At 42.4% G+C, this 25721-nt stretch carries 18 protein-coding genes; 5 read left to right on the forward strand and 13 right to left on the reverse strand.

Features of this window, described 5'->3' with window-relative positions; translation table 11 throughout:
- Window positions 1–312: 312 nt before the first annotated feature.
- The 13 genes from E7413_04645 to E7413_04705 form a co-directional block, all read right to left on the reverse strand.
- The gene (locus E7413_04645) at window positions 313–1002 is read right to left on the reverse strand and encodes a ComF family protein (GenBank protein ID MBE7019145.1); all 690 of its coding nucleotides are present in this window, start codon (window positions 1000–1002) and stop codon (window positions 313–315) included.
- On the reverse strand, window positions 1003–1938 hold the full coding sequence (locus E7413_04650; GenBank protein MBE7019146.1) for an AEC family transporter: 936 nt from the start codon (window positions 1936–1938) through the stop codon (window positions 1003–1005). It lies immediately after the preceding gene.
- 18 nt (window positions 1939–1956) lie between these two features.
- The gene (gene holA, locus E7413_04655; GenBank protein ID MBE7019147.1) at window positions 1957–2967 is read right to left on the reverse strand and encodes a DNA polymerase III subunit delta; all 1011 of its coding nucleotides are present in this window, start codon (window positions 2965–2967) and stop codon (window positions 1957–1959) included.
- Window positions 2958–5126: a ComEC/Rec2 family competence protein gene (locus tag E7413_04660; GenBank protein MBE7019148.1), complete on the reverse strand. Its 2169-nt coding sequence runs from the start codon at window positions 5124–5126 to the stop codon at window positions 2958–2960. Before E7413_04660 ends, holA begins: the two co-directional genes overlap by 10 nt.
- A 3-nt stretch (window positions 5127–5129) precedes the next feature.
- Complete coding sequence (mgsA, locus tag E7413_04665) at window positions 5130–5534, reverse strand: methylglyoxal synthase (GenBank protein MBE7019149.1); 405 nt, start codon at window positions 5532–5534, stop codon at window positions 5130–5132.
- 48 nt (window positions 5535–5582) lie between these two features.
- A complete protein-coding gene (gene minD, locus E7413_04670; protein MBE7019150.1) occupies window positions 5583–6326 on the reverse strand; it encodes a septum site-determining protein MinD in 744 nt (247 codons plus the stop codon).
- Between the two features lie 193 nt (window positions 6327–6519).
- Window positions 6520–6990, reverse strand: coding sequence for a VanZ family protein (locus E7413_04675; GenBank protein MBE7019151.1), 471 nt, complete (start codon window positions 6988–6990; stop codon window positions 6520–6522).
- A gap of 17 nt (window positions 6991–7007) precedes the next feature.
- Window positions 7008–7547 (reverse strand): TIGR01440 family protein, encoded by a 540-nt coding sequence (locus tag E7413_04680; protein MBE7019152.1) that lies wholly within the window; start codon window positions 7545–7547, stop codon window positions 7008–7010.
- 24 nt (window positions 7548–7571) lie between these two features.
- The gene (locus E7413_04685) at window positions 7572–8045 is read right to left on the reverse strand and encodes a QueT transporter family protein (protein MBE7019153.1); all 474 of its coding nucleotides are present in this window, start codon (window positions 8043–8045) and stop codon (window positions 7572–7574) included.
- A gap of 149 nt (window positions 8046–8194) precedes the next feature.
- Entirely contained in the window at window positions 8195–8449 is a 255-nt protein-coding gene (gene spoIIID / locus E7413_04690; protein MBE7019154.1) for a sporulation transcriptional regulator SpoIIID, read from the reverse strand.
- Between the two features lie 79 nt (window positions 8450–8528).
- Window positions 8529–10139: a hypothetical protein gene (locus E7413_04695; GenBank protein MBE7019155.1), complete on the reverse strand. Its 1611-nt coding sequence runs from the start codon at window positions 10137–10139 to the stop codon at window positions 8529–8531.
- 11 nt (window positions 10140–10150) lie between these two features.
- Window positions 10151–11704: a response regulator gene (locus E7413_04700; GenBank protein MBE7019156.1), complete on the reverse strand. Its 1554-nt coding sequence runs from the start codon at window positions 11702–11704 to the stop codon at window positions 10151–10153.
- Window positions 11705–11777: 73 nt separating this feature from the next.
- Entirely contained in the window at window positions 11778–13481 is a 1704-nt protein-coding gene (locus tag E7413_04705; protein MBE7019157.1) for a DUF4091 domain-containing protein, read from the reverse strand.
- 422 nt (window positions 13482–13903) lie between these two features.
- Here E7413_04705 and E7413_04710 point away from each other — a divergent pair, with 422 nt between their 5' ends.
- The 5 genes from E7413_04710 (at window position 13904) to E7413_04730 (ending at window position 25639) form a co-directional block, all read left to right on the forward strand.
- Window positions 13904–15121, forward strand: a complete 1218-nt coding sequence (locus E7413_04710; GenBank protein ID MBE7019158.1) for a sugar ABC transporter permease — start codon at window positions 13904–13906, stop codon at window positions 15119–15121.
- Between the two features lie 18 nt (window positions 15122–15139).
- Complete coding sequence (locus E7413_04715; protein MBE7019159.1) at window positions 15140–16027, forward strand: carbohydrate ABC transporter permease; 888 nt, start codon at window positions 15140–15142, stop codon at window positions 16025–16027.
- 102 nt (window positions 16028–16129) lie between these two features.
- Complete coding sequence (locus tag E7413_04720) at window positions 16130–18049, forward strand: hypothetical protein (GenBank protein MBE7019160.1); 1920 nt, start codon at window positions 16130–16132, stop codon at window positions 18047–18049.
- Window positions 18050–18139: 90 nt separating this feature from the next.
- Window positions 18140–22063, forward strand: coding sequence for a carbohydrate-binding protein (locus tag E7413_04725; GenBank protein ID MBE7019161.1), 3924 nt, complete (start codon window positions 18140–18142; stop codon window positions 22061–22063).
- Between the two features lie 174 nt (window positions 22064–22237).
- On the forward strand, window positions 22238–25639 hold the full coding sequence (locus E7413_04730; GenBank protein ID MBE7019162.1) for a hypothetical protein: 3402 nt from the start codon (window positions 22238–22240) through the stop codon (window positions 25637–25639).
- The last annotated feature ends 82 nt before the right edge of the window (window positions 25640–25721 follow it).

Here is a 25721-nt window from a genome sequence, read left to right on the forward strand (position 1 = left end):
ACATGTGGTCAAAACCTGTTTGACCACATGTATTTTGTTTTTTTAGTCGCCGTAAAGTGGCTGTGTTAAAAGGTTTGCGGGAGTTCGGCTGATTACTAATGAATTGAATAGTACCGTGTCCCGAACGAAGCGCGCTACCAAACTGCGCTATATCCCGATATGTCCGTTTGCGGACAGATGATATTATAGCATACTATTTTTCAAAAATCAAGAAAAATTTGATTTTTTTGCAATTTTTTTGATTTTATGGATTTTTTGAATTGCTTTTTTAAAGGGAATGATTAAAAAATACCAAAAGAAACACCAAAAAAATTACCGTTTTGCATTTCCCAAAAGTGTCAGTACATACACATCTTTGGCACCCATTTTAAGCAACAGTTTGCTGCATGCACGGGCGGTGGAGCCAGTGGTGTATACATCGTCAATTAAAAGAACGGTTTTTCCTTGCAGTTTTCTCTTACGGAAAGGGAGCGCTACAAAGCTGTTCTTGGCGTTTTCCACTCGTTCCTTTCCGCTTAAGGAAGATTGACGGATTGCACCGAGCTTTTTTCTCAGAAAGCCTGAACACAGCGGAACTTTTAAGAATTTCTTTAGTACAATGGCAATTTCCAAGGCTGGATTGTAGCCCATTTTGCAAAAGGATTTGATGCCGGATGGAACAGCGGTGATGATATCCGGCGTAATGTGATAAGAATCCAGAGTTTCTGCTATCAGCTTGGCAAACCCTTTGGCTTTGTAAAACTGATGCCCCAGCTTATACGCTAAAAGTCCGTCCTTCGCCACGCCGTCGTAATAGTAGCAGGAGATGGCAAGACGGAAGGGCGGAAGCTTTTTATCGCATTCCTCACAAAGAGGCAGTCTGCCTTTATCCTGACCGCAGATGGCACATTTTTGTGTTTTTCGGTATTCTTTGATCAGATTTCTGCATTTGGGACACAGAAAGTCTTCTTTGGAAACAGGGGCGTCACAAAAGGGACAGATTCGAAAGGGATTTTTTATCATTTAAGCCAGTCCTAACAATTTTACAAGATACACACAAATAAAAATACTGCCGATGGAGACCAACGATGTCAGCGAAACACCGTAGGCGGATATATCCGGGTCTACCCCCAGCTTTTTTGCCATTACAAAGCAGTTTACCGCCGCAGGAGTTGCGCTTAAAATGGATGTGATAATCAGGGCATTTCCACGAAATCCCAAAAGAATGGCGGTGCCTAAAAATAACGCAGGGGCCAAAATGTTTCGGAAAAACACAGCCAACAGAATGTAGCCACGGTTGGTTTGAAACCCCTTTAAGGTGATGTTGGCACCGATGATTAAAAGACCTAAAGAGGAGGCAATATCTCCTGCAAATTCAAGGCTTTTATCCAAAATGGGATGGATGGGAAGTTTCAAAACTGACACCACAAGTCCCAAAGCTGTGCCGATAATCAGAGGGTTTTTTATCACATCCAAAAACAGGTTGGATTTCTTTTGCAATTGGTTGCCGTAATAGGAGAGCAAAATCACAGCGGTCACGTTGTAGCAAATGGTCACAAATGCCAGAACAATCGCCATTGTCAGCACGCCTTGGTTATCCATTAAGCTGATAGCTAAGGGCATTCCCGCAATGGCAAAATTGGAACGGAAGCCAATCTGAATCACAGCACCTTTTTTCTTAGGGTCACGGATTTTAAAGCATAGACCAATCAACAAGAATACATACCCTAAAATTGCGAGAATCACAAACAAAAGTAGTTTTGGATTCAATGCAGTGGATAAATCTGCCTTTGCCACGGTGTGAAACAGCAGGGCAGGTGTGCCCACATAGTATACCAGCTTCACAATGTCTTCTTTGGTAACCTCCGAAAAAAAGCGGATGTGATTTAAAAATACGCCCAGAAACACCACCACAAATACGGGGGCGATGGCGTTGACGGTATCAAAAAACAGTGTCATAGCAAGCGTTCCTTTCTCTTAGAGAGACCAGAATTGCAAAAATAAGGTGTAAATACCAAGATAGGGGTCTGTTACCTGACCGCTTTTTAGTTTGCAGTCAGTTTCGGCACAGAAGATGAGCAACTGTTCCAGTTTTTTGGCAGAGATATTTTTCCCCTGACGAAGATATTTGTTGATGACAAAATCAGGCACATTCTTTCCCAAAAGAGGTCTGATTTCAGCGTTGGGAATCCGTTCGTCCTGACCAATTTTTGCCAGATACATTCCCGAAATGTGTCGGGCAAGCAGGGTAAAAATCATCTGTGCAGGCGTTTTGGACGGGGTTAATTTCAGTTGATTTAATAATCGATACGCTTTTTCCTTTTGTCCCGTTACCAAAAATTCCGATAAATCGAAGATTACCGCCTGCATGGATTTTTGCATAAACTGATCCAGCACCTGTTCGGTGACGGTGTCAATGTCCTGCAGGTATGCGCAAATCGTTTCGATTAGGTTGATGATGGCATACATATTGGGTTCGCTGTCTGTGATAATTTTATCCACCAGAGAAGCAGGAATTTTCTTCTGCCGTTTGGTAAATTCGCGGTTGATAAAGGCACGCATATCTGCGGGATTCGGGTACTTACATTCCACGCAGACACCTTGTTTCTGAGAGATTGTCCAGATGGCAGAACGCTTGTCCAAAGCGGTTTCTCTGATGATTAAAATGGTAAAGGGAGCTAAGTTTTTCATCTGCTCTGTAAGAGCTTCCCGAAAGTCGGCAGGTGCTTTCATTAAGTCCACCTGATTTAAATAGACAACTTTGTATTCTGCCATCACGGGAGGTTGTTCCAAGGTGTTTCGCAGTTCTGTTTTATCGGGTAATTGTTGGTAATGGAACAAATTAAAGCAAGAGAAATTATCATCCACCACACTTTGGATGATTCGGTTGATATAAAATTCTTTTAAGTAGTCTTCTTCTCCATAAAAGAAATAAAGGTTGGAGAAGTTTCTTTCTGTGATGGTGCGGTTTAATTCTTTTAATTCCATAACGTTTTTTGCTCCTTGGTACCGTAAAAGCTGAAATTTTCACGGTCAAATATCAACATGGAATAATTATCATATAAGTTGGTGTCCGGATGCCATTCTTTTTTGGATAGCATCCGAAAATCAGTTGTGATTTTACCGATTTGGGCTGTGATACTGCTTCGGCGTTTGAAGTTTGCAATCCAGATTTTAGATGGGTTTTGGGATGCCTTTTCCAGAACATATCCCGCATCTTGCGAAAAGGAAACCAGATGTGTTCCGTAAGAGAATTCTGTTTCGTAGAGTTTTTTAGAATCAGCAATCAGCCGAATAAAAATTCCGTCCACCCGGGTGGTAAGATTATGCTCCAATAAGAACGTATCGGTGGTGTTTTTCATCAGATGTTCATACTTTGCAGGACAAACTACAGGTGCCGATGGCAGCTCTTTTAAGAGTGTTTCTGTCTGCTCGGAATTGGAAAGTTCGGTTAAAATAATCAGTGCCACAGAGGCATATTCATCGTAGGAAGAACCTCTTGCGTAGGCAATATCTTTTAAGCTTCCGTACAAAATCAGACGATCTGCGGGAGATTTTATCACTGCAGAATTGGTGTTTTTTGCACCTAAAAAAGTAACCGTCAATTGATTTTTCGGGAAGGGGAAGACAGTGTTGGTCAATGCTGTCATCAAAATGATTGCAGAAAGACTCCCCAAAGCAATTCGTTTGTATTTTCCTGTTAATCGGCAAACAAAGAATAACAGTACAGCTCCGCCAATCCATAAGAGAAATGAGATTTCTCCCAAAGAAAATGTCAACGGATGGCTGATTTTTGCAGAGCAGTGTATCAAAAACAGGAAGAGGTTTGCCAAAAGATTGGTTCCGTACAAAACAATAGGTCCAACCAACGAAAGATTGGCAACCGCCATTCCGATGACCGCAAGAATCAGGATTGGAGACACCAAGGGTGCTACCAAAAAATTAGCAAGAACGGAGCCTAAGGGGATTTTGGAAAAATACAGCAGAATGACGGGTAGGGTAAAGGGTTGCACCGCAGCATACATGGCAAGGGTGCTTCTTAAATATTCTGTGGGAACCTTACGAAACAGCTTGGTAAAAGGTTCATAAAATGCGGTAATACCAAAGGTTGCCCCGAAGGTTAATAAGAATGAGGGATTAAAAATCAAAATGGGCGTTACTGTTAAAAATAAGCAGGCAATTGCCAGCACTGTAACATAGGATTTTACGGGTTTTATGTAAAATATATCGTATCCAAACAAAAGTGATATCATCAAAAGTGAACGCATCACAGGGATGGTTCCGCCGGTAAACCAGGCAAACAGAATCAGAAGAGGCAGGGTGATGAACAGCCGTTTTCTTCTGCTTTTAAAAAAGATTCCCAAAAGGAACAGCAAGGCATTTGCTAAAAAGACAAAATGCATTCCCGACACTACCACAATATGCACTGTGCCGGTGTCTAAAAATTCCTGATACTGGTCCTCTGCCATCAAGGATTTATCTGAGCTTAACAGCGCTGTCAGAAAAGCAGCAGTTTTCCGGGGATAATGGTTTGAAAAATGGTCTTTTGCAAGATTTCTGAGAACTTTGGAGCCGTATAACCAATCATTTTCGATTCCGTGACGGGTTACTTTAGGTTCATAGGGAAAGGTAGCGGACAAAAAGGTATTGTTTCCCAAAAGACGTCGTGTTTGACCCGCTTCTTTGTTGTTTGGCTGGATCGCTGAAAGAACAGGTTCGTACAAGGTCACTTTTTCACCCGGAAGTAAGGACTTTTCGGTTCTGATTTTTACCGAAACCTTTTCACCGTTTTCCAAGGTGATGGTGCAATAGTCGGTATCGTGATAACGGTTGATCTCTCCGCTCACCACTCCCGTTAAAGAAGATGGATTTTCACGGCAAAGGGTAACAGCCTTTTGAAAGTGTACTGCCTCGTAGGTTTGATAAAGCAGGGCGGAACATGTCGAAATAATCAGTAAAACCGTGCACTTTCCCATTGTTTTTAGCAAAGGAAATTTCCGCTTGGTAACCCGAGAATAGAGGAAGATTCCGGTTGTCAAAAGCCCTGCCAAAAAAGAGGCTAATATAAAAACCAGGATATTTGAACCCAAATATCCTGATAAACATATTCCGAAAAGCCAAGAAACAAAACACCCTGCAGGAAACATTGATTATCCTTTAGGATTAACGATATCACGCCAACCGAAGTCGCCGCGTTCCAGCCCCTGAATCAGAACTTCCGCAGTTGCCACGTTGGTAGCAAGAGGAATATTATGCACATCACACAGACGGAACAGAGCGTTTACATCAGGTTCGTGAGGCTGTGCAGTTAAGGGATCACGGAAAAACAGAACCAGGTCAATTTCGTTATAAGCAATTCTTGCTCCGATTTGCTGGTCGCCGCCCTGAGGGCCGGATAAAAAACGATGAACCTGCAGTCCGGTTGCGTCTGCAACCAATCCACCGGTGGTCCCTGTGGCAAACAAATTATGTTTTTGCAGGATAAATTTATATGCAATGGCGAACTGAACCATCAGTTCTTTCTTTTGGTCGTGTGCAATCAAAGCAATATTCATAGTCGGCCCCTCCATTTCTTCTGTGTAAGTGGGTGAAAACTGTTAAAATTAACGTAATTTTACGGGAATTTTCTCGCCCGTGATACGTTTTGCGGTATTTTTGATTTCTCTGACACATTTTTTGCGAGGATCATCTAAAATCAATTTTCCCTGATTCTGGAAGGAAATCATACTGTCCTCGTGACGCCAGATGCCAAGTAACGGTGTTCCCAAACGGTTTAAGATTTCGTCCACATTGGGCATCATCTTTCTTCGTACCAATCTGGGACTAAATTTATTGATAATCACATAATTATCTTTGATATTCGCTCCTGTTGCTGCCTGAAGCACCCGATCCGCATCTCGCATAGACGCAAAATCCGGAGTTACCACCGTGATGGTGATATCTGCCACCGAAATGGCGTTTTTAAAACCTGCTTCAATACCTGCAGGGGCATCTAAGATTACATAATCAAATTCTTTTGCGGCGCCGCCCACCATCCAACAGAATTTTTCTGTTTCCAGATCTTCTTTCTCAATGGTCTGGGATGCCGGAAGAAAATAAAGCTCTCCGTATTTTTCAAAGTGATAGCAAGCTTCTTTTAAGGGAATTTTCCCTTCATAAACATCGGTCATATCGTACACAATAACGCTTTGCACGCCAAATACGATATCTAAGTTTCGAAGGCCGATATCCGTGTCAATAATCAGCACTTTTTTGCCTAATTGTGCCAATGCTGCCGCCAGATTTGCCGAAACGGTGGTTTTGCCAACGCCGCCTTTTCCGGATGCAATCGCAACAATTTTTCCCATCGGAATATCTGCCTCCTCTCTGATGAATTTTTGTTGTATTTTTCTTGTTTAAAATCAATTTCAAATCATTATATCACACTTTTTTTAAAAAGTCAAATCTGTTTTTTGAAAAAAAGATTTATTGTGAATACAACAAGGTTCCGGGGTACCCGACCGCAATCTTTGATTGCGTTATCGGGTCGGGTTCTTATTTTTATGCATCCTGATTTGCATTTTTATGCTTTCTGCAGGCAATCCGTTTTGCCAGAAACATCACTGTAAGGATTGCTGCGGCAACGCCTGCAGTGTCCAGCAACATATCTGAGATGCGCATGGCTCTTCCGCCACCGGTATGATATTGGATGCACTCATCGGATATGGCAATCAGTATCCCATACCCAAGTGCCGGCCACCATTTTTGCAGCCAATACTTGCTCGCCTGATATGCGAAAACGCCCAGCAGGAAAAATTCGCTGAAATGAGCGGCTTTCCGAATCAGATAATGGGCGAAATAGGTGGGAATCTGAAGCCCTGTTAACCAATGAAACCAGTTTAACAGACGCTTTAGCAAACCGCCTGACAAGTTTGCTGATGCTTCGGCAGGTTGCAGGGAAAAGGAAAAAATCACCGCCGTCCAGATAAGGGCCAGAACGGTGAAAATCATCGCTTTTTGATAAGATTTCATAAGTAAAAGTCCTTTTTCTATTCGTATGCCGCACGGGCTCCGCCAATCAATTTCGGGCGGGTATAAGCACAGAGAATGGGAGCTTTTCCGATTATATTATGTGCTAATCTTACAGGTACGGCAACCTCTTTTAAGTGCATTCCGATTAAGGTTCCGCCAATGTCAATCCCTAAGTCTGCCCGCACTTTTTCCACCACTACAGGGTTGGAAAAATGTGCATAGCAAGCAGTGGCAAAAGAGCCTCCTGCCTTGGGCTTGGGAACCACCCAAACAGGCTCATACCCCAGGGAATCTGCCACATTTTTTTCTATCACAAGAGCACGGTTCAAATGCTCGCAACACTGGGCTGCCAACTTGATTCCTTTTTCTTTTAAAAGGGGAACTATCGTTGAAACCAAAGCGTCTGCCGCTTCGTATGCTGAGTGCGTTCCAATGGTTTCCCCCAGAATTTCCGAGGTGGAACAGCCGATAACCAGAAGAGAACCTTCTTTGGCACCGGTTTTTTCCAGAAATTCTTCAATCAGCGATTTTGCCTGTGTTTTGATGGATTCGTACATAACAATTCTCCGTGTAATCAGAGTTTATTTCAGCACCGTTTCGTTGAAGAAACGGTTTTTTTCAAGAACTTTAAACAACGGGACACCAATTACGGTGACCACTCCGATTTCTCCCAATGCCGCAGTGAAAAAGCTGTACCAGAAGGGCAAACCGATATAAACCAGTTCCCAGCCGATAAACACCATAGAAAGGGCAGGGAATATGGATGCTGTCCAGATATTTTTCACATAACGCATTCCCACCACGGTAAATACGGTGGATGCTACGCCAAAGACTAAGTCCAAAGCCCCCAGCGGGCTGAACAGATTACTGATAAAACAGCCTAAAATCAGAGCATAGCAGTAATCTTTCTTAAAAAAGCACAGCAAGGTAAGCACCTCAGAGATGCGAAATTGCAAAGCTCCGTAAGAAAGGGGCGCAATTACCAGGGTTAATGCCACATAGAGTGCAGCGGTGACACATATGCGTAAAAATGCGGTCAGATTGGATTTTTTCATCATAAATTCTCCCTTGTTTTTTAATAGAGGAAAGTCCTCCGAAGATGGTTAGCAAGAGTAACATCTTTCTATGAAAAAGTATAGCACACAGGCAGTTTTTTGTCAATTCATTTTCTCTGAATTTTGAAAAAAGAAAGAGGAGAACTGCGCTATTCTCCCCGACTGGCATACTTCTGTTTTGTGGCAAGACCACCGCGAATGTGCCGTTCTGCTTTGTTTTGGTTTAAGATTTCCCGCACTTGGTCGTAACGGTCGGGATCTAATTTTTGCAGCCGAACTGCCACGTCCTTATGTACCGTAGACTTGGAAATTCCAAAGTTTTTGGCAGCTTTACGTACTGTGGAGCGGTTTTCGATGATATAATCCGCAAACAGAATTACCCGTTTGTCAATATCGTAGAATATGTCCAAAAAAATCACCTCTCAGATTTGTATCAAGTATGTGGATTGATACAATATATGAGAGGTGTTGTTGTTTTATTCTCTAAACCGCGGAATCGGAATTCTTTGGTTGAGCGGGAAATCGGATAATCACACGGGTGAACGCTCCTTTTTCACTTTCAAAACGAATAGAGCTTTCCGCTCCGTATACCAGCTTCATTCGTTTTAATGAATTGGTGATTCCGATATGCTTTTTCTCTTGGGTACCGTTGTTTAAAATCATCAGTTTTTCGGGTGTGATTCCATAGCCGTTATCATAAATTTCGGTAACCACAAAGCCTTTTTCTTTTCGCATGGAAATTTTGATTTCACAGTCTTTTCTTGCACCTGAAAGTCCGTGCACTACCGAATTTTCCACAAACGTATGAAAAAATTGGGGCGGAATAAGCAGGTTTAGCAAATCAGGTTCAATTTCGGTTGATAGAGGATATTTCTTCTCGTGAGAAAGTTCGTTGATAAACAGGTATTTGCGAATGGTTTCAATTTCATCTGAAACGGGAATAAATTTACGGTCTTTCTTTAAAATTTCCCGATAATAAAGGGCCATGTTATCTACTAGGCTGAGAATTTTTTCATTTTTGATGCGGTAAGCATCCAATCGGATGGCAGACAGGGAATTATAGAGCATATGGGGGTCCAATTGCATGGAAAGACGTTCCATTTCCAGATGTTTGTTTTCCAGTTCTGCATTTTTAACGGCATCGTGATAAGCTTTCAAATCGCCGGACAATCGGTGCAGAATTTCTTTAATGGTGTTTAATTCGTGCAAATTATATTCCGTGCGGAAAAATTCGCTGTCGTAAAGCAAATCTTCGCCGTCCAGCTGACTCATAAATTGTTGAATTTCCTGAAGGGCTTTTCGAGCGGTTGTTCTGGAGATAACAATAATTAAAATCGCCAGCACCGCTAAAATGGCAACCCATGTACTTATGACCCTAAGGCAGCTTTTATTTAGTTCTTGTTTGGGAATTTTCATGACGCAGGAAAGGTTTGCGTTGATGGGAGAAGATAAATAATCCCCTGTATTTTGCACCTTTTCGTCGGAGGAAAACACAATTTCCACCGGATGGCTAAACACATTGGTGTTTTGCAGCATAATCCGATAACGCAGAATATTTCCGGGGTTTCTGGGCATTCGCCGATACATGGTGACTCGTGTCATATTTCCGTTCATTTTTTCAATAGTCTGGTCAAAAATAATATCCGATTTTTCCTGTTCAAAGGCCTGGCAAATGGTATAGTATTTGGGCAGTTTGGAAACGTTGGAATACCAAGGGGATTCAAAAATGGCTACGTTTGGCGTGAAAATAACAGGACTGTTCTGATTACCGGAAGCGGAAAGCAGAATTTCCTTGGAATATTCCAGCATTTCTATCATTTCGCTGGTGGAGTAACTGCTTCGTTTTAAGGCGCTGCTCAGGTAAGAAGATTGCACAATGTGTTCCGAGTGGATTAACGCCTGATGGCAGGATTCTTTCAGGGTATCAGTGTATAAACTGAGTGTGTCCTGCAATTCCCGTAATTCGGAATGGTAGGTGTTATATGTCGCTGATACCAAGAAATATGCCCAGATAAGCAACACAAAAAAACCGATAACGCGGATGTTACCGTATAAAATCTGTTCCAGTAAACTTTTGCGTATCGGTTTTTTCATAGATTTTTACCTCAGTTTTCGGGAGTTTTCTGATTAGACTGCTGATACTCCCTGGGGGTGATGCCATTATATTTGGCAAACACGGTTTTAAAGTAATCATAGTCGCTGTAGCCCACTTTGTATGCAATCTGTGTCAGGTTCATTTTGCTGGTGGATAAAAGTTTTTTTGCTTCTTCCATACGAACGGAGAGCAGATAGTCATAAATGGTGATACCAAGCTCTTTTTTAAACACATTTCGTAAGTGAGAATAACTTACAAACAGCTGAGATGCAATTTCTTCAATGGAAGAAATGGTGGAGAAATTCTTGTGAATATAGTTAATGGTTTTCTGTACCAGTGCAAACTGGGATTTCCCTTTGTAATTCTTCAGATATTCTCCGGTTAATGTGAGGATATTTCTGAGCCAGATTAAAAAGTGTTCCGGATCGGAAAAACGATTGATTTTGTGGTAAGAAAGGTCGGTTCTGCCCACAATTTGCGCAATATCGATTCCGTTTTTCAACAGCACGGACTGAATGGACGAAACCGTGGATAAATACAGCTCTTTGAGCAGAGTTTCGTCATATTCCGGCTCCGTAAAATTAAAGGTTTTAATAAACTGACTGATTTCCGTAGCGCTCACATCCGCTCTGACCAGATTAGATACCGTTTCGTTATAGGCAATAAAATTAAAGGAAACGTTTTTCACCGAGATATCAGAGTAGGCAATGTAATCGGAACGAATCAGCTCCAGATTGGTTTTTAAGGCTGAATCTGCCTGCTTTTGCAGCGATTTTAATTCAAACAGATTACCGCCGGTATCGGAAGCACCTGCTTTTACGGTAACCGCATAGCGGTCAAACAAATCTTTGATCTTGTTGCACATTACGCTGCGGATCGTGTCCTGAAAGTTATTGTTTTTCTCGCTCATAAAGAGAATGAGCATTGTGTCAGTTCCTTCCGGCAGAATCACAGGAACGATGCCGCGGTTTTGCAGGTCTGAAAATTCTTTTAAATCCCGATAAGTGGAGAATACATCCTCCTCTGCTTCCAAGAACTTTGCTTTTACCAGAATAAAATGCTTGAAATTCTGCAGAAGAAGGGTGGGGGCAGCTTCATATAAACGGGAAGCTTCCAAGGTGTCTGCAGAAAGCAGACGGTAAATATAATTTTCCCGTCCAAGCTGCAAACTGTTGGCGGTTTCCGTGTTTTTTGCGGCTCTGCTGATTGCTTTTTGGATGGCATTTTTCAGTTCTTCCGGGATGATTGGCTTCATCAGATATGCCAGCACTTCATTTTCAATGGCACATCTGAAATATTCCACATCATCATAACAGCTAATATAGATAAATTGCGGGTCAATTCCCATAGCACGGATTTGCTTGGTTAGTTCCATCCCGTTAATTTCAGGCATAGAAATATCGGTGATTACCACATCAGGCTTGAATTCTTTGCAGATTTCCAGCGCTTCGTAACCACTTTGGGAAATTTTGATGCCGCTGATATTAAATTCTTCCGGCTCAATATAGCTGAGCAAACTTTGCAGATGGACATAATTGTCATCTACAAGCAATATTTTATACATAGAGATACCTCGCGCCGCTCTTTTTAAAAATGCGGATGTATTGAAGGGTCGGCAGTGGTTTCCTTACATGGATTTAGATTAGATTTTTCAATTCTTGATTGATTCTTTCGCGGTAGCGAAGAATGTAATCACCAAAATAGGGGAAACTGTCAAAACGAATTTCCTGACCGGCAATTTCTTCAATCAAATTTACAACATATTCTTTGCCTTTGTAGCTTGCTAAAAGGTGCATAGCGGCATAATCCTGAATCCCGTCTTTGAACACTTTCAAGCGGATACTTTCCACCACTTCATCACCGTAGGGATACACGCTGAAGGCATCTCCTGCAGGGAATGCTCCGCCGGAATCCACGGTTTCAAAGGGATTGATTACCCCTTTGGACAAAATGGAATAGAAATAGTTAAAGCCCCAATGCAAAAAGCCCACGCAGTCATATTTAAACATCTGGGTTCCCATAATTCTGTTTCTGGGAGAAGGCTGGGATAAGAATCGGTTGGACACATCCTTTGCCTGAGCGGAACAGTAGTAAACCCAACGGTTTTTGATATCTTCTTTTAAGAATTTTTCAATATGGTCGCTGGCGGGAACAGGAGTGTTAATCAGACCTTCTTTGTAAAAATCAATGTCGGAAAGAGCGTCCAGCATCTTAAATCCTTCGGTGTATGGAGCAATCAGTTCTTTTGCATATTTATACGTTTCTAAATGTCCTAAACTTAAGAAGGGTTCATCGGATACGTGGAAATAAACTTTATCCTGAACACCTTTTGCTTTTAAGAAAGCAACCAGCTCAGGCATCATTGCATCAATGAATTCTTTGTATTCGGGAGTTTTGGCTTCCATATGCCAGCCAAAGCGTTTTTCCTCCTTGCCGTCTGCCATTACAACGATTTTGGGAGTATGAACTGCACCCCACTGGGTAAACAGATGGCTCATTTCAAAATATTGCACACCGTTTTTTAAGCAGATGTCAATCCACTTATCCAGCTTATCAAATTTGAAGGAATATTTGCCGTTATCACAGAAACAATCTACCAACTGAACGGTTTTTCTTTCGGATAAATATGCAGTATCAAGTGGGGGAGTGAAGAGGGGGGTCAAGAGCATATTGATGCCGTTATCCACCGCCACACGGATATATTTTTCAATCATTTCCCAATGTTTGTCGGAGAAGATTTCACAGCCATGCAAATCAGCGATACAGTCGCAGTGGAACCACTGAGTGAAGATCATTTCCTGTTTGGGAAGTTTCACATCGATTACTTCCAGCTCGAAAACAGAGGAGGTTTTGTAATCATCGTCAGGGTCGGTGCCTTCCAACACAACTTCAATGGGATACACACCGGGTTTGCAATCTTCAGGCACTCGCACGCTTACCCACAGGGCATGCCATTTGTGGCATACAGCGTAAACGGGATTTTCTTCGTCAATCGGCATTAACGGGTCGGGATACATGCCGGCATTCAAAGAGTAATAGCCTGCATCATATTTGGGCGGAAATGCAGCCAGTTCCACCGGCACATTTCTCACTTTTCTCACAGTTACATAGGGAGCCAGCTCAGAATTTACGCTAACTTTCAAATCGCTTCTTCCTGCCCACCAGTCTGCTTTGAATACTTTGGTAAAGGCAATCTGATAAGAATATTCTTCTCCTTTTAAAGCGGAGCCTTCCCGGATGGCATCCAAGGTGGGCTCTTTGTCAAAAAACACTTTTTCCAGCGAAGAAACCTGTTTCAATTTCAATTCATAATTTGCCATAATTTTCAATCCTTTCGGCATGGTTATTGCCAATCTCTTCCTTTGCTGAAGACGGGCAATAATATCTCAGCATTAGTATAGTTTATCTTCTTAATTTTGTAAACCTAAAATTTGCTTTTTTACCACCCCTAAAATTTGCTTTTATTAGCTTGCGGTTTGCTTCTGGTTTTTTTGCATAAAAAATTGCTGAAAAAAAACAGCGCAAGACACCTGAAATTCCCAAAAATTTACAAAAAGCAGGTGATTTGAGTCAACATACACCGAATTTCTGCTAAAATTTGGGATGTTTTACGAAAAAAAGCATATTTTAGAGCACAAAAAAAGCAGATTATGGGTTCCCAAAAACTGTTTTTTTTTGTATAATATAGACAAAATAAGATACTTGGGTTCGACCAAAAACTACAATTTCTGAACGAACCGATTCCCAAGCAGTGTTTTCTGAGATGACAACACTATCGGGCAGGACAACGTCAATCCCTATAAAAAGGGTGAGCTTTGTCCATTTTGTCGTCTGCGAAAAGTGTTTGGGGGGAGGCGGTTCGAAAATTGAAGTGCGGAAGAATCCGCGTGTTCCAAAACGCAAAAAAATCATTAAAGTAAGGTGGAATGAGAGAAAAATGAAAAATGTAATGGAACAAGGAAATGAACAAGTTCTGAAACAGGCAACCTCTTCCGAAGTAATTCCGGAAGAAACTACTGCAGAAGTTGTTTCATCGGTGCCTACGGCTCCGGCGAAAAAGAAGAAAAAAGGTTTCTTCTTCAATCTCTGGAAATTCAGTGGTGCGTACTTAATGATTCTGCCGGCAATTATAGTGACAATTATTTTCTCCTATTTGCCGATGTATGGTATCATCATGGCATTCAAGAATTTCGACCCTGTGCAGGGGATCTTCGGCTCTCCCTGGGCTGCCAACTACGGCTTTGAACACTTTATCAATATCTTTAGAGATCCTGATATGCTCAAAGCGGTAAAAAACACCGTCGTATTCGGTTTGGTTATTTTATTCGGCGGTTATCCCTTCCCGATTATCTTAGCTTTGATGTTCAATGAAATCAGAAGCAAGTGGTTCAAAAAAGTTTCGCAGACCATTGCGTACTTCCCCCACTTCTTATCCTGGATTTCCGTAATCGGTTTGTTATATACCTTCCTGGCAAAAGAAGGTCCCTTTAACCAGTTGATGGGCTCTTTGATAGATGGATGGGTTCCCACCAACCCCTTGATGAAATCTGAATACTTCTTAGCCATTATGTTCTTCTCACATCTCTGGAAGAGCGTTGGTTACTCCTCCGTTGTATTCCTTGCAGCGATTACCGGTATTGACCCCGGTCTTTACGAAGCAGCAAGTATTGACGGCTGCGGCAAGTGGAAACAGATTTGGCACATTACACTTCCTTGTATCAAACCCACCATGGTAATCATTTTGATTATGTCTTTGGGCGGTTTGATAAACGTAAACTTTGAACAGGTATTCGGTATGCAGAATGCATTCACCCAGGCAGATAACGAAGTTATCGGTACTATCGTATATCGTCGTGGTATTATGGGTGGTGACTATTCACAGACCACAGCGTTCGGTTTATTCCAGGGTCTGGTTAGCTTATTCTTAGTTACTACCGCAAACTGGGTTTCTAAGAAAGTAACCGATCAGAGTATTTGGTAAGGAGGAGTATCAATAGACATGAAAAGAAGTTTAGGTGAAAAAGTCTTCACAGTTATTAACACTATCATTATGATACTCATCTGCGTCATCTCTGTTTATCCGTACTTGAATCAGGTAGCGATTTCTTTAAACGATGGTAGAGATGCAATGGCAGGTGGTATCACCATTTTCCCCAGAAAATTTACTTGGGAAAACTACACTACCCTGTTTTCTGATCCTTCATTTGTACAGGCAGCGAAAATTTCCGTACTGAGAGTTCTCTGTGCAACCTCTTTGGCGCTTTTAGTAACCTACGCTGCAGCGTACGGTTTGACCAGAAAAGGCTTACCTTACAGAAAATTCTTAACCTTATTCTTAATGTTACCCGGTTATATCCCCGTTGGTACCATTCCCAACTACATTAACATCAGTAATTTGGGACTTTTGGATAATTTCTGGGTATATATCCTTCCCAGTTTGTTCGGCTTCTATAATATGATTATTATCCGTTCTTATCTTCAGGAGCTACCTCCCGAAATGGAAGAAAGTGCGAAGATTGACGGTGCGAACGACTTGACCATTATGTTCCGTATTATCTTCCCCATGACCTTACCGGTTGTTGCCTGCGTAGCACTGTGGGTATCCGTTGGTGCATGGAATGACTGGACAACTACCTTGATCTATGTTACCGAACCTGATTTACATACTCTGCAGTATTTAATGATGCGTCTGGTAAAAGAAGCAGAAACCGCGAGCAAGATGTCTCAGCAGACTGCTATGAGTAAAGGTCAGGTTGTGCCCACGGTTACCGGTGATACCGTAAAAGCAGCAACCTTGATTGTTACAACCTTACCGATTCTGATGGTATATCCTTTCCTGCAGAAATACTTCATCAAAGGTATCAACATCGGTGCAGTAAAAGGATAAAACAAGCCGAAAAATCTCTATACTATTATATATTATATATAGGACAGATTTTTCAACTGTTATTTTGTAAAAATAAAATACATATAAAAAGGAGAAAACATTATGAAAACCATGAAACGAGTTCTCGCGTTGCTTTTAGTAGCAACCATGGCGTTCTCTCTTGGTGCATGTGGCAAAAAGAAGAGAGAATCTGCCGAAGTAAAATTTGATGCAAACGGCGATTACGTTGTTCCGGACAGAGTTCTGGAAATCGTAGGCTGGAACACTCAGGGTACTGACTACGCTATGGGCGCAGACCTGGGCTTCACCGACTTAACAGCAGATTGGCTGGAAGCAAAAACCAACGTTGTTTACAAAAACATCTATGGTAATGACAACGGTTCCTGGGATGCTAAGCTGACCAGACTGGTAACCGGTAAAAATATGCCCGACGTTGTGTTCTGTGGCGCTTTCCAGGGTCCTGCACACTTCAACAAATTAGACGAAATGAACGTTCTGTATCACTTAACTCCCGAAATGATTCAGAAAGTAGCTCCCAACCTGTGGGCAAGAACTCCCAAGGACTGCTGGGATGCTTTCACCGTAACCAAAGATGGCGAAACCTACATCACCGGTATTCCTTACAACATTCATGTAAGCTATGATGAACCCTTCTTAGCAGAAACTGATGAATTCACTCCTTACACTCAGGAAGAAGTTGATTACATCAGAGAAACTCAGTTAAAATACGAAACTGACGTTACCTTCTTATCCACCCAGTGCTTATACATCCGTGACGATATTTTAAAAGATTTCTTCCCCGAAGCAAAAACCTATGATGAACTGGTAGAAATCTTAGAAGAAACCAATGCTCCTTTAGGCGATGTTATGCTGGACGTTCCGATCTACTCTACCGAAGAATTAGTAGATTTCATGTATGCTATTCAGGCGAAAAACTATAAAGTAGACGGTAAAACCGTATATCCCTTCGGTTACAACGGTGGCGATAACTGGTTAGCATTATCTCAGTTCGGTTCCGAATTAATGGGTTACAAAAACCACAACTATTCCGGTACCATCAACTATGAAACCAAACGTTATGAATTATTCTTACTGTCTGACATCGTGAAAGAATCTGCAAGATTGCAGAATCAGATGTTAAACGATGAAGTTATTGAATCTGAATCCTTAGCACAGCCCACCAACTTATATCAGGAAAAAGTTATGAACGGTCAGTATGCAATTGCTGCTGTTAACACCTTCAACCAGGTTGGTAACTTAAATGACCAGCTGGAAGAAATGGGCAAACCTTTCAGATATCGTCCTTTCATTATGCAGATCCCCAACGATCCCAGATATCCTGCATTTACCGAAAAATCCATGTGGATGAACTCCTTGGCTCTGACCACCACTATGGAAGAAGGCGATGTTTATCAGTACTTAAACTGGATTGACACTCAGTACACCAGCGAATGGGAAGAAATCGCTTCTTGGGGTCCCCAGGATATGGCTAAAGATATTTGGCACGAAGAAAATGATCCGGAAACCGGCAGAACCATCAGAAAATTCAATGACGAAAGATTCAACCAGTATTTCTTAGAAGGCGATACCAACGCATTAGATGATGGTGAAACCTTAGGTTTTGGTGATACCTCCGGTTCCGAATTCCCTGTTTATGTATTAAACACTACCAAATTCCAACCTTTAATCTACAATAGAGCACACTACTATGGCGAAACCGGTGATGGCGGCTTCAGATTCCCGCCTGAAAGCGAACACGTTAAAAACGTTGTAGCATATCCGCCCACTCAGATTTGGGCTTCTATCTACGCTGATATTCCTGAAGTTATTGAATACTGGTCTACCAGAGAACAGTGGGAATCCAAAACTCGTATCGCTTTAGGTGCAAAACCCGGCGAATTCGAAGCTAGATGGGCTGAACTGGAAGAAACCATGAAAGGTATCGTTGATATCGAAGCTATGGAAGATGCTTGTACCAAAGCTGCAACTCCTTACATGGAAGACTTAGGAATGCTGGACTAATTTCTGAAAGCATCCTGGAATTCCAGATGATAAGCTGACGTATCAGCAAATGCGATATTGTTACACAACAGAAAATATGAGGAAGAATTTATGAAGTTAATGAAAAAATCTTTTTGCCTGCTTTTGGCATTGATGATGCTGTTCGGCATGTCCATCATGGCAGAAGCAGAAGAGGCAACTCCCTTTAAACAGCATAATCTTCCGGGCACAATCAATATGGCAGACTTCGACTTGGGTGGTCCCGGTGTGGGCCACTCAAGAATGAATGGTCAGCCGGAATCCTATGCACAGAAGTATCGTGATGATGCTACATTGAACTTCTACACAAGCCCGGTTCTCCATATGGGTTCTATGCCTCCCATGTGGTATCAGTATACCGTAAATGTTACCAAAGCAGGTACTTATGATATCTATGCAAGTGCAGCTGCAATGTACTCTCCCACCTTCGTTGTTAGTGTTGACGGTGTGGTAGCCGGAGAGGGCTCTGTTCCCGGTAGCGGAAACTGGTCTAACTTCTGGAGTGCAAAAGTTGCTTCTGCTGATATGACCGTGGGTAAACACGTGATTACCCTGGAACATAAAGGCGCAGGTGCTAACATTTACGAATTAAAATTCGAATATATGGGCGAACCTTCCAAAATCGACTTAGCTCCCACCGAAGGTGCATACCGTTTTCACTATCTGCCCACCAGAATTCAGGCAGAAGATTATGACGTAGATAATTTCTACAGCTTAGACGGTGAGAATGTTGGCGGTGAATACAGAAAAGATGACCCCATGGACACCGAAACCGACGAGTATGAGGAAGAATATCCCGACGGTTCCTGGGAAGAATTCGAAAGAACAACCGTAAACCTGAAACCGAAGGAATTTGTTACCTACACCGTTAAGGTTGAAAATGCAGGTGCCTATTCCTTACAGTTCAATGCAACTAAAAACAGTACTGTAACTGCTTACTTAAATGACATTGAATTAGGTATGGCTGATTTTACAGCAACCAATTATCGTGACACTTATGAAGCTGCAACTGTTTGGTTGGATAAAGGTGAATACAAACTGAAACTGGTTTGCCCTTCCAAGAGTGCAGCCATCGACTATATCGATTTCGTTGAAACTGATAAAGAAAGCTACACACTGGCAGACTTTATCAAACCGGAAGAAGATACTACCGAAGAAGAAAAGATTCTGGCAAATGTTTACAAAGACATTTATGTAGCTCCTAACGGAAGCGATGAAAACGACGGTTCTAAAGCTGCTCCTTTTGCAACCTGGCAGAGAGCAAACGAAGAAGTTGCAAAATTTAATAAAGATATGACCGGCGATATCGTGGTTCATTTTGCAGGCGGTAACTATCCCGTGAAAGAAATGATGACCATGGACGAAAAAATTAGCGGTTTCAATGGTTATAAAGTAATCTACAAAGGCGACGATCTGTTAAATCCCCCCGTATTCAACGGTGGTACTCAGATTACCGGATGGCAGCCTCAGGAAGGCACTCCCTTCTGGGTTGCTGATGCAAGCCATGTGGAAGATACCAGAAATATGTATGTGAATGAATTTCCTGCAGTTCTGGCAAAGAGCCGTTACAGATATCAGCCCAGTGAATTATATAAAATTGATGGAAGCAAATATGATTCCGACGGTTTTGTTGTTCCCTTGAGCAATTTCCCGAAAAAACTGACTCATCCGGAAGATATGATGATTGTTTGGCCTGTTCTTTGGACCACCTCCAGAACTCCGGTTGAATCCGCATTCTATTCTGACACTTCGGTTACCTTTAAAATGACACAACCCGTGTGGACCTGTGCAACCAGCTTAGGCGGTGCCGGTCACTTGAATGTTGACCCCTCTGATACTTTCTACCTGGAAAATGCAATTGAATTGCTGGATGAACCCGGTGAATTCTTCTTTGATAAATATGACAAGAAGATTTACTACTATCCCTACCAGGAAGAAGATATGACCACTGCAGACGTTTGGGTTTCCACCACCGAAAAACTGCTCAATATGTCCGGTAGCTCCTTGATGACCAAGGTGCAGAACGTGGAATTTAATAACTTAAGATTCCAGTACGGTGCATGGAACGAGCTTTCTGAAACCGGTTTGAAAGAAAACCAGACTGACCAGTTGATTGTTGCAAGCACCAACGATGCAGTTTGGCATAGAGAAGTTATGAAACCTGCACAGGTTACTATCGAATGTGCGCAGTATATTGACATTAAAAACTGCGAATTTGTAAACTTAGGTTCTAACTGTCTGAATATGACCAATGGTATTTTAAATGCAAATATTGTTGGTAACTTATTTAGAGACAGTGCTGCAACCGGTTTGGTTGCTGGTAACTGGAACCACAAGGTTGAACTTTCCGATGATCAGGAAAGATGTGAATACATCAATATTTCCAACAACTTATTCCATCGTGTGGCTTATGAACACTGTGGTTCTGCCGCAATGGCAGTTTACTATCCCGCACACGCTACCATTGAACACAATGACGTTCGTGACGTTCCCTACACCGGTATCTCCGTTGGTTGGGGCTGGGGTGCATGGAACCCGCCGGAAGTAAAAGATATCCACGTGTTATCCAACTACGTGGAAAACGTTACTTCTCAGAACTATGACGGTGCTCACATCTACACCTTAGGTAGAATGGAAGACTCTACCATTAAATACAATCACTTAGTAAAATCCGGGGATACCCGTGGCGGTATTTACTTGGATGAAGCAAGTGCAGCGATCACCGTTGAAGAAAACGTTGTTCAGCGTGCAGCAAACCCCATCTTTGCACGTGCCGGCGCAATCATCAGAGATATTTATGCAAACAATAACTATGTTGATACCGATTACACCGGCTTTACTGCAGAAACTGTTGACTCTCACAGAAACAAAATTGATGTTACCTATCACATTTTAGATGGTAAATGGCCGGCAAGAGCACAGGAAATTATGGCTGATGCAGGCTTACAGGATCAGTATACTCACCTGTTAAAAGAAGCTGAATATCCCGATTGGAGAGTCTTCGCTTGGGAATACAATCCGGATTCTTTATATCAGGTAGGCGTTGTTCCGGACGTAAACCGTTGGGTATTAGGTCAGGAATATGATGATTTCTTTGAAATCAGCCATGAAAAACCCACCGTATATGCAGGCGGTCACTTAGGTGACACCAAACCCGGCGAATGGGTATCTTTCAATGTTCACGTAGAAGATGAAGGCAATTATAAACTGTCTATCCGTGGTTCCGATGGTTGGACCGGCGGTGCAGATTGTACTGCAAAACTGACCTTGGATGACCAAGTAATTGCAGATGGCTTTATCATCAAACGTGGCGGTTGGGACCTGAAAAACTTTGAAGTTGGAACTGTTTATTTAACCAAAGGCGACCATGTCTTCAAAATGGAAGTTCAGGGTAACGACTGGATGGTCGGCGGCTTCATCTTTGATAACGGTAAACTGTTACCCGACGATCCCAACTTTGATGATTGTCAGCTCGTTGACCAGGAAACCTTCGTAGCACGCTTCACGGAAGGATTCCAGGATATTGACAATCATTGGGCATACTACAACATTCTGGATATGACCGATGCAGGTTATATCAAAGGTTACGATGCATATACCTTTGGTCCTGATGATAACGTAACCTTACATCAGGCATGTATGTTGACCTTAAGAGTTATGAACGATACTTCTGATGATACCAACTGGAAAGAACAGGCAGTGGAACTGGGTATGCTCACTTCCGTAAACGAACCCGATGCTCCTATTTCCAGAGAACGTTTCATCGATATCGTCATGAAAGCATACAAAAAAGTAGTTGGCAGTTATACCATCGTGGTTGATCACGAATACTGCACCGATGCTGATGCTATCAACGAACAGTATCGTCACGCAATCTATGGTGCAATTGATCAGGAACTGATCGAAGGTTATGAAGATGGCACTTTCCGTCCGGCAAACACCTTAAGCAGAGCTGAAGCAACCACTGTTTTATATCGTTTTACTGACAAGTTTTAATTTATAGTTTCTAGCTTTTAGGACTATCGTAAAAATGAAAATGGCTCCCTTGCCTTCAAACAAGCAGAAGGCAAGGGAAGTCTCACAACAATGTAGTACATCCTTTACGATGTTTCCCGCTATTTTTGTAAAAAAAAATTAAAAATAAACAAAAAAAGAAAGGACATCAAGCTTATGAAAAAACTCATTAGTATTTGCTTAACCATCTGTATGTTACTCAGCATGGTAAGCATCACAAACGTTTTTGCGGCTCCCACCTGGCCCGGCGCATACGGTGATTTGGGTACCGAGTACAAAAACGGCTACGTATCTACCGTGGATAGCATCAAAGGTGCAATCCGCAATGGCGACGCTGCTGAAGCAGGCGTTGACTATCAGGCATCCTCTTCTGACCCCTGGGGTGCAGGTGGCATGTTCAACATGATTTCAGGCGACTGGGCGTACATCGTTGTTGATATGCCTTATACCGGTGTATATGCAATGCAGCTGAGAACCGAATGGACTTCCGGTTTCCCCTTTGTAATGCATGTAACCAGTGACGAAGGCTATGCAGCAGAATACAAAATCACCAACACCGGTTGGTCTTCCGGTTGCAAACAGGACCAGCCCATGTACTTAAAAGCTGGTACCAACGTGCTGAAATTCCAGCTGGTTGGTAGCAACAACGGTGGTATTTCTTCCATCGACTTTGGTGCATTAAATGCAACCAGCGCAGAAAAATCCTTAGACTTTTTACCCTTAGTAAAATTAGCAGACGATTTAGTAGTTCCTACTCCTGAACCGACTCCCGAACCGACTCCCGAACCGACTCCGAAGCCGTACTTCCCTGAAGGCTGGGACGGCGTGGTTGAAAATCATCCCGACGTAAACTTTGATGCAGAAGCACTCTATGTTGATGCATTCATGCCCAACATGTCTTCTGACGAAGGTACTGAATTATACGGTACCGACTGGGGAACCGAAGGTTCTACCTCTATCCCCAACAAAGGTCAGCCCCTGGCTGTTTATTTAGCACCCGGTGCTTCCGTAACCTACACTGTAAACGTAGATGCTGAAGGTGTATACGGTGCGCAGGTTAAAATGGGTACTGCAGAAGGTGAAGCTACCCTGCAGATGACCAATAACGTAAACGGCGTGGAATACATTTCTCAGCATACCTTCCCCAACCGCGGTACCTGGGTTACCACCTGGTCCAACGCTTCTGCTATTAAAGCGGACGACCTGATTTACTTACAGGCAGGCGATAACGAAATCACCATTACCAACGTTGGTAATTACGGTTGTACTTATGAAAACAACGACTTTGGTATCATTGCTGATTCTATGCAGTATATCGATTGCGTTGGTACTCCCGAAAATCCTGCAGGTGTTGATCCTGAAGGATGGGACGGTATGGTTGACGAATTCGCAGGTTTCGCTGGCTACGACGGTTCTATTACCGCACTTTCTTACAATGAATACATTATGCCCGTTCCCTATACCGAAAACGGTATTGATTTAGACGGTGTTTGGGTAAATTACACTGTAACCGCTCCTGCAGCTGGTATGTACTTAGTAGATGCAACTGCAGCTGACGAAGGCACTGCTACCTTAACCACCGAAGCTTTAGACTATGTAACCTTTGATTTTGCAGACTATATGCCTGCTTACATCTATTTAGCAGAAGGCGATAACGTAATCAAAGCTACCGGTAATGCTGACTTTATCGGTGCAACCTTCTATCAGTTAAACAATTCTGAAGACTATTTAGATCAGAACAACAACGTAAACGATGCTCCCGATGAACCCATCGACTTAACTCCCAGAGTATACACCGACAGAACCAACGACAGTGGTTTCTATCAGTATGGTGCATACGAAGCAGTTGTTCAGTATGCTGGTTCTTCCATGACCTATGATGTAAGATGTGCATTCCCCGGTATCTACAGAGTACAGGCAAAAATCGGTGGTACTTCCAATGAAGGCCCCATTATTACCGTTGATACCGACGGTGACGAAGGATATCGTGCACAGTTGGCTACCACTTATGCTGATGACTTTGGCGCTTGGAGAGCAACCGACGCAAACGGCGAATACCAGTATGTATACTTAAAAGAAGGTATCAACAAAGTTTCTGTTACCGCAGGTGGCACTCACCACGTTCTGTGGAACTTAGAATTCAAACTGTTAAGCGAAGAAGAAAAAGCAACCATTACTATGGATGACTTAACCAAAACTCCTCCCGCTGACTTAGTAATCAATCCTTACAACGATACCTTAACCGCTGGCGGCAAAAACTACGATTACTATCTGACCAATGCTGAAACTCCTGTTATAGGTTCTTCCATTGGTTGTCAGTTATTATCCGGTTGCTGGCAGAGATTTGAAGTAGAAGCAAGAGTTGCAGGTTACTACGATGTATACACCACTGCAGCTGTTTATGGTGCTGAAGCTACCATCGCAGTAGAAACCAAAGATTCTATTGCAAAAGTTGATCATCCTGCAAGCCCCGATAACTACAGAACCATCAAAGGCGGCACCATTTATTTAGATGAAGGTGTAAACTCCGTTTGGGTTCAGAACTTAGGCGGCGGTTGGATGTACTTACAGAGAATTTCCTTCTCTTATGTAGAAGATACTTCTGCAGTTCTTCCCTCTGCATTTGTTCAGGCACATAACTATGTTGGTGCTCCTGCAGATTTAAGTGCAATCGAAAAATATACTGTAAGAAATAACTACTACGGTATCCACGTTGCAGACAATAATGATACTGCAGCAAACACCTTCAAATATGAGTATACTATCAACATTCCTGCAGATGATTACTATGGTCTGGTTATGACCGCTACCGTTCCGCTGACTCCCACCGTTAAAATCACTATGAATGACGGCGTGAATGCAGAAATCGTAATGGTAGACGGCGAACTGCCTTACTTCGGTAACGAAAACGAAGTAGCAAGTGTAACCATCACTCCCGATAAAGTATTCTTACCGGCTGGTGAATACACCATGACCTTCACCTTAACCGAAAACAATGATGCAGGTGGAGATCGCTTCATGATGACTCACGTTCACAGCTTTGAATTCACCACTCTGACTCGTCAGGATATGTTCTTAGCAGCAATGCAGTCTGCAGAAACCACTGAAGACATCGCAGATGCTTTAGCAGAATTCGAAGATGTATTAACTTCCGACATCACCGTTACTCCCGAAACCGACTTCATCTATCCTGAATATGCATACAACGCATTATTAAACTGCGCTATGTTAGAATCCGGTGCATATCAAACTTACGATGATATCAAAACTGCATACAACTTTGCAAAAGATATGATCACTGTTGCAGACGATGGTTCCGGTAACTTAGTATACACCTTCCAGGTTGGTGACTGGAACGCACCCGGCACTACTGTATTAGTTGCAGTATATACCGGCGAACAGTTATACATGATGGGCGAAGGCTATCTGGAATATGAAGAAGCAACCGGTTCTTATTTACCTGTAGAAGCTACTCTGTATGACTACGTTCCCGAAGACGGCGATACTATTAAAGTATTCGTTTGGGATAGCTTTGACGGCTTAAAACCCGTATTCTAAAAAAATCTTCCTCTATTTCGCAAACCTCATCACTCGACGTACACAAGGTACGTCTTCGGATAACCCCTGTGGGTTCGGTTTG

The organism is Oscillospiraceae bacterium (genome assembly GCA_015068645.1).
In the GTDB taxonomy this organism is placed as follows: domain Bacteria; phylum Bacillota; class Clostridia; order UMGS1840; family UMGS1840; genus SIG452.

Bases quoted from the DNA above. Each gene is read 5' to 3' on its own strand.
- E7413_04645 (MBE7019145.1), bottom strand. From the start codon at position 1,002: ATGATAAAAAATCCCTTTCGAATCTGTCCCTTTTGTGACGCCCCTGTT.
- E7413_04650 (MBE7019146.1), bottom strand. From the start codon at position 1,938: ATGACACTGTTTTTTGATACCGTCAACGCCATCGCCCCCGTATTTGTG.
- holA (MBE7019147.1), bottom strand. From the start codon at position 2,967: ATGGAATTAAAAGAATTAAACCGCACCATCACAGAAAGAAACTTCTCC.
- E7413_04660 (MBE7019148.1), bottom strand. From the start codon at position 5,126: ATGTTTCCTGCAGGGTGTTTTGTTTCTTGGCTTTTCGGAATATGTTTA.
- mgsA (MBE7019149.1), bottom strand. From the start codon at position 5,534: ATGAATATTGCTTTGATTGCACACGACCAAAAGAAAGAACTGATGGTT.
- minD (MBE7019150.1), bottom strand. From the start codon at position 6,326: ATGGGAAAAATTGTTGCGATTGCATCCGGAAAAGGCGGCGTTGGCAAA.
- E7413_04675 (MBE7019151.1), bottom strand. From the start codon at position 6,990: ATGAAATCTTATCAAAAAGCGATGATTTTCACCGTTCTGGCCCTTATC.
- E7413_04680 (MBE7019152.1), bottom strand. From the start codon at position 7,547: ATGTACGAATCCATCAAAACACAGGCAAAATCGCTGATTGAAGAATTT.
- E7413_04685 (MBE7019153.1), bottom strand. From the start codon at position 8,045: ATGAAAAAATCCAATCTGACCGCATTTTTACGCATATGTGTCACCGCT.
- E7413_04695 (MBE7019155.1), bottom strand. From the start codon at position 10,139: ATGAAAAAACCGATACGCAAAAGTTTACTGGAACAGATTTTATACGGT.
- E7413_04700 (MBE7019156.1), bottom strand. From the start codon at position 11,704: ATGTATAAAATATTGCTTGTAGATGACAATTATGTCCATCTGCAAAGT.
- E7413_04705 (MBE7019157.1), bottom strand. From the start codon at position 13,481: ATGCCGAAAGGATTGAAAATTATGGCAAATTATGAATTGAAATTGAAA.
- E7413_04710 (MBE7019158.1), top strand. From the start codon at position 13,904: ATGACAACACTATCGGGCAGGACAACGTCAATCCCTATAAAAAGGGTG.
- E7413_04715 (MBE7019159.1), top strand. From the start codon at position 15,140: ATGAAAAGAAGTTTAGGTGAAAAAGTCTTCACAGTTATTAACACTATC.
- E7413_04720 (MBE7019160.1), top strand. From the start codon at position 16,130: ATGAAAACCATGAAACGAGTTCTCGCGTTGCTTTTAGTAGCAACCATG.
- E7413_04725 (MBE7019161.1), top strand. From the start codon at position 18,140: ATGAAGTTAATGAAAAAATCTTTTTGCCTGCTTTTGGCATTGATGATG.
- E7413_04730 (MBE7019162.1), top strand. From the start codon at position 22,238: ATGAAAAAACTCATTAGTATTTGCTTAACCATCTGTATGTTACTCAGC.